The following is a 4,520-nucleotide window of genomic DNA, read 5'->3' as shown; positions in this document are numbered from 1 at the left end:
GGGGGGGGGTGGGGCGGCCGGGGCGGGGGTGGGGGGGGGCGCCCCCCCGGGGGGGGGGGGGGGGGGCGGGCGGCCCCCCCGCCTCCCGTCCGTCCGTGGGTGCGGCCGCCCGCCCGCCCGCCCGCCCGCCCGCCTGCCCGCCTGGCGCCCGCCCGCCTGCTCGGCTGCCCGGCCGGCGCCTGCCGCCCGCCCGCCCACCCGGCCACCCGCCCGCCTCGGTCGCACAAAGTGTCGCCCGCAGCGTGCGGAAGCAGCGCTTCATGCGACCTCGACGGCGCCCGCACGGCATGTCGTGCGACCTCGACGGCGCCCGCACGGCATGTCGTGCGACCTCGGCGGCGCCCGCGCGGCGCGTCGTGCGACCTCGCCGGTCCACCGCGCACCCACCACACGCACGAAGGCCCCCGTACCGGATCGGTACGGGGGCCTTCGGACGTCTCGTGCGACTACTTCGCGGTGCCGCGACGCTGCCGGAGCTGCTGCAACGCGTCCTCGAGGAGCTGCGCCGCCTCTTCTTCGGTGCGGCGCTCCTTCACGTACGCGAGGTGCGTCTTGTACGGCTCGGTCTTGGAGACCACGGGAGGGTTCTCCTTGTCGCGACCAGCCGGGAGCCCGGTCGACGGCGAGTCCACCGTCTCGGGGATCTCGTCATCGGGGAGGCCGGCGGCGAAGTACCGCACGACCTCGTTGCCGAGGGCGTCCCAGTACGAGATCGCCACACGCTCGGCCTGGACCCCGCGGTCCTGCTCCCCCATCGGGCCCGCGCCGACGCGCGAACCCCGGATTGCACTGCCTCCGGATGCCATGGATCAGCTCCCCGCCGTGAACTTGTTGATGAGACCGAGCACGATGATCGACACGATCCAGAGGAGACCGAGGATCACCGTGATGCGGTTGAGGTTGCGCTCGGCGACGCCGGACGCCCCGAGGTTGCTCGTCACGCCGCCGCCGAACATGTCGGAGAGGCCGCCACCGCGGCCCTTGTGCAGCAGGATGAGGAGCGTGAGCAGGAGGCTCGTTATCGCGAGCAGGACCTGCAGCACGACGGAGAGAATCGCCACGACGTACCTTTCGTGTCAGTCAGCCATCCGAGTATACCGGCCAGGTGGTCGGCCGAGGTCCCCGGGCTGGGCGTGGCACAGGCCGGCCGCACGATGGCGACCGGCCTGTGTCCGGTGGGTCAGAGTCCGACGTGCTGCCGGAAGCGCGCGATGGCCGCGAACTCCTGCACGTCGAGGGAGGCGCCACCGACGAGCGCGCCGTCGATGTCGGGCTCGCGCAGGAAGCCGGCGATGTTGCCCGACTTCACCGAGCCGCCGTAGAGCACCCGCGTCGCCGCGGCTGCCTCGTCGCCCCAGGCCGCAGCGATCCCGCGACGGATCGCAGCACATTCGTCCTGCGCCTGCTCGGCGGTCGCGGCCTGGCCGGAGCCGATCGCCCAGACCGGCTCGTACGCCACGACGATCTCGGAGGGCTGCACGGCGTCGAGGACGACCTGCAGCTGTTCGACCGGCACGACACCGGCGCCGCGCTCCTCGCGCTGCTCGCCGGTCTCGCCGACGCAGACCACCGGTACGAGACCGTGCTTGACGGCCGCGGCGGTCTTCGCGGCGACGATCTCGTCGGTCTCCGCGTGCAGCGTGCGTCGCTCGGAGTGTCCGACGATGACGTACTGCGCGTCGAGCGCGGCGAGGAACGCCCCGGACACGTCGCCCGTGTAGGCGCCCGAGTCGTACTGGGACAGGTCCTGCGCGCCGAAGCGGATCGGGAGCTTGTCGGCCGAGATGAGCGTCTGCACGCTCCGGAGGTCGGTGAAGGGCGGGAACACCGCGACCTCGACGTCGTCGAAGTCGTGGCGTCCGTCCTTCAGCGTCCACGCGAGCTTCTGCACGGTGGCGATGGCCTGGAGGTGGTCCAGATTCATCTTCCAGTTGCCCGCGATGAGCGGCGTCCGGGTCATCGCGACCACCCCAGTGCTTCGAGACCGGGGAGCGACTTGCCCTCGAGGAACTCGAGACTCGCACCGCCACCGGTCGAGATGTGCCCGAACTGGTCGTCCGAGAAGCCGAGCGACCGGACGGCCGCAGCGGAGTCGCCACCGCCGACCACACCGAGGCCGTCGACCTCGGTCAGGGCCTGCGCGACGGTCTTCGTGCCGGCGGCGAAGGCCGGGAACTCGAACACGCCCATCGGGCCGTTCCAGAACACGGTCTTCGACGAAGAGACCGCGGACGCGAAGCGCGCCGCCGTCTCCGGGCCGATGTCGAGGCCGATGCCGTCCGCCCCGAAGGACGACGACTCGATCGCGTCCGCGGCGACGGTCTCGTGCGACGCGTCGGCCGCGAACCCGGACGCCACGACGACGTCCGTCGGCAGGTCGATCGTCACGCCGAGCTCCTTCGCCCGCGAGAGGTACTCGCGGACGACGTCGAGCTGGTCGGCTTCGAGCAGCGACTTCGCGACCCCGTGGCCCTGGGCCGCGAGGAACGTGAAGAGCATGCCGCCACCGATGCAGAGCGTGTCCACCTGCGGCAGGAGGTGGTCGATGACGCCGAGCTTGTCGCTGACCTTCGACCCGCCGAGCACGACCGTGTACGGCCGCTCCGGCGTCGTCGTGAGGCGTTCGAGCACGCCGAGCTCGGTCTCGATGAGCGACCCCGCTGCGCTGGGCAGCGCGGACGCGAGCTCGTACACCGAGGCCTGCTTGCGGTGCACCACACCGAATCCGTCGGACACGAAGGCGTCCCCGAGGGCGGCGATGCGGTCCGCGAAGCCACTGCGCACGGCAGCGTCCTTCGAGGTCTCCTCCGGGTTGAACCGGAGGTTCTCGAGCAGCAGGACGTCGCCGTCCCCGAGTTCCCCGGCGGCCGCGGTCGCTTCGTCGCCGACGGTCTCGCCGACGAACGTGACCTCTTTGCCGAGCAGCTCGGAGAGCCGCTGGGCCACCGGCGCGAGCGAGAACTCCGGCTTGGGCTCGCCGTCGGGGCGGCCCAGGTGGGAGATCACGATGACGCGGGCGCCGGCGTTGATGAGGGTGTTCAGGGTGGTCAGCGACGCGCGCACGCGGCCGTCGTCCGTGATCAGGCCGTCCTTGAGCGGGACGTTGAGGTCACAACGGACGACGACACGCTTGCCGGCGAGGTCGCCGAGGTCCTCGAGGGTGCGGAGTGCCATGGGTTAGAGGCGCTCGCCCACGTACTCGGTGAGGTCGACGAGGCGGTTCGAGTAGCCCCACTCGTTGTCGTACCACGAGGTGATCTTCACGAGGCCGCCGATGACCTTGGTCAGGCCGGAGTCGTAGATCGACGAGTGCGGGTCCGTGGTGATGTCGGTCGACACCAGCGGGTCCTCGCTGTAGAGCAGGATGCCCTTGAGCGGACCCTCGGCTGCCTCCTTGTAGGCGGCGTTGATCTCGTCGACGGTGACCTCGGACTTGGTCTCGAGGGTGAGGTCGGTGATCGAGCCGGTCGGCACCGGGACGCGGAGGGCGAAGCCGTCGAGCTTGCCGGCGAGCTCCGGCAGGACGAGGCCGATGGCCTTCGCCGCACCCGTGGAGGTCGGGACGATGTTCAGGGCGGCGGCACGCGCACGACGCGGGTCCTTGTGCGGGCCGTCCTGGAGGTTCTGGTCGGCGGTGTAGGCGTGGACCGTGGTCATGAGACCGCGCTCGATGCCGAACTTGTCGTGGAACACCTTGGCGAGCGGCGCGAGGCTGTTCGTGGTGCAGGACGCGTTCGAGATGATGTTGTGGTTCGCGGGGTCGTACTGGTCCTCGTTCACGCCGAGCACGATGGTGACGTCGTCACCCGTGGCCGGGGCGGAGATGATGACCTTCTTGGCACCGGCGTCGATGTGCTTCTGCGCATCGGCGGCCTTGGTGAAGAAACCGGTCGACTCGATGACGATGTCGACACCCAGCTCACCCCAGGGGAGGTTGGCGGGGTCGCGCTCCGCGAGGACCTTGATCGCCTTGCCGTCGACCACGATGTTGTCGCCGTCGAGCTCGACCGTCGCCGGGAGCTTGCCGGTGATGGAGTCGAACTTCAGCAGGTTCGCGAGGGACGCGTTGTCGGTGAGGTCGTTCACCGCCACGATCTCGAGGTCGCTGCCCTTGGCCAGTGCGGCCCGGAAGAAGTTACGGCCGATGCGGCCGAAGCCGTTGATACCGATCTTGACGGTCAATGGATCTCCTGGTGGGTGTGGAGCGCCCGGGGGGCGCTGCTTTCGGAGTCGTGTGGCCCTTCGGGCCCACGTGTGGTGGACGATACGCCCCGTAACGTCGCCGTAACGACCCTAGCAGTCGGACTCTGCCAGACCGCGCGGGATGACGGTCCGTCCGGACGGTCGCGAGCGCCGCCCTGGACCACCCTGACGACGGACGGGAGGCGGGGGGGCCCCGGGGCCCCCGCCCCCCCGCCGGGGGGGGGGGGGGGGGGGGGGGGGGGGGGGCGCCGGGGGGGGGGGGGGGGCCCCCGCGCGCGCCCGGGGGGGCCCCCCGGGGGGGGGGGTCGCCCCGCGGG

Annotated in this window: 5 protein-coding genes; all 5 read right to left on the bottom strand. The window is 71.4% G+C overall.

Annotation, left to right across the window (positions count from 1 at the left end):
* Positions 1–446: 446 nt before the first annotated feature.
* The 5 genes from ACIPKM_RS08210 to gap all read right to left on the bottom strand — a co-directional run bounded on the left by ACIPKM_RS08210 (position 447) and on the right by gap (position 4,182).
* Positions 447–806 (bottom strand): RNA polymerase-binding protein RbpA, encoded by a 360-nt coding sequence (locus ACIPKM_RS08210; protein ID WP_070416207.1) that lies wholly within the window; start codon positions 804–806, stop codon positions 447–449.
* A gap of 3 nt (positions 807–809) precedes the next feature.
* Positions 810–1,061 carry a preprotein translocase subunit SecG gene (gene secG, locus ACIPKM_RS08205; protein ID WP_056124375.1) on the bottom strand — a complete coding sequence of 84 codons (252 nt, stop codon included), beginning with the start codon at positions 1,059–1,061 and terminating at the stop codon, positions 810–812.
* Positions 1,062–1,180: 119 nt separating this feature from the next.
* Positions 1,181–1,960 (bottom strand): triose-phosphate isomerase, encoded by a 780-nt coding sequence (tpiA, locus tag ACIPKM_RS08200; RefSeq protein ID WP_402736540.1) that lies wholly within the window; start codon positions 1,958–1,960, stop codon positions 1,181–1,183.
* Positions 1,957–3,174, bottom strand: a complete 1,218-nt coding sequence (locus ACIPKM_RS08195; RefSeq protein WP_402736539.1) for a phosphoglycerate kinase — start codon at positions 3,172–3,174, stop codon at positions 1,957–1,959. The genes tpiA and ACIPKM_RS08195 overlap by 4 nt, the downstream gene beginning before the upstream one ends.
* A gap of 3 nt (positions 3,175–3,177) precedes the next feature.
* Complete coding sequence (gap, locus tag ACIPKM_RS08190; protein ID WP_070416209.1) at positions 3,178–4,182, bottom strand: type I glyceraldehyde-3-phosphate dehydrogenase; 1,005 nt, start codon at positions 4,180–4,182, stop codon at positions 3,178–3,180.
* Positions 4,183–4,520: the final 338 nt, after the last annotated feature.

Source organism: Curtobacterium sp. NPDC086286, from assembly GCF_044746255.1.
In the GTDB taxonomy this organism is placed as follows: domain Bacteria; phylum Actinomycetota; class Actinomycetes; order Actinomycetales; family Microbacteriaceae; genus Curtobacterium.
Note: the sequence above shows the minus strand (reverse complement) of the source record. Positions and strands in the feature narration are given on the sequence as shown.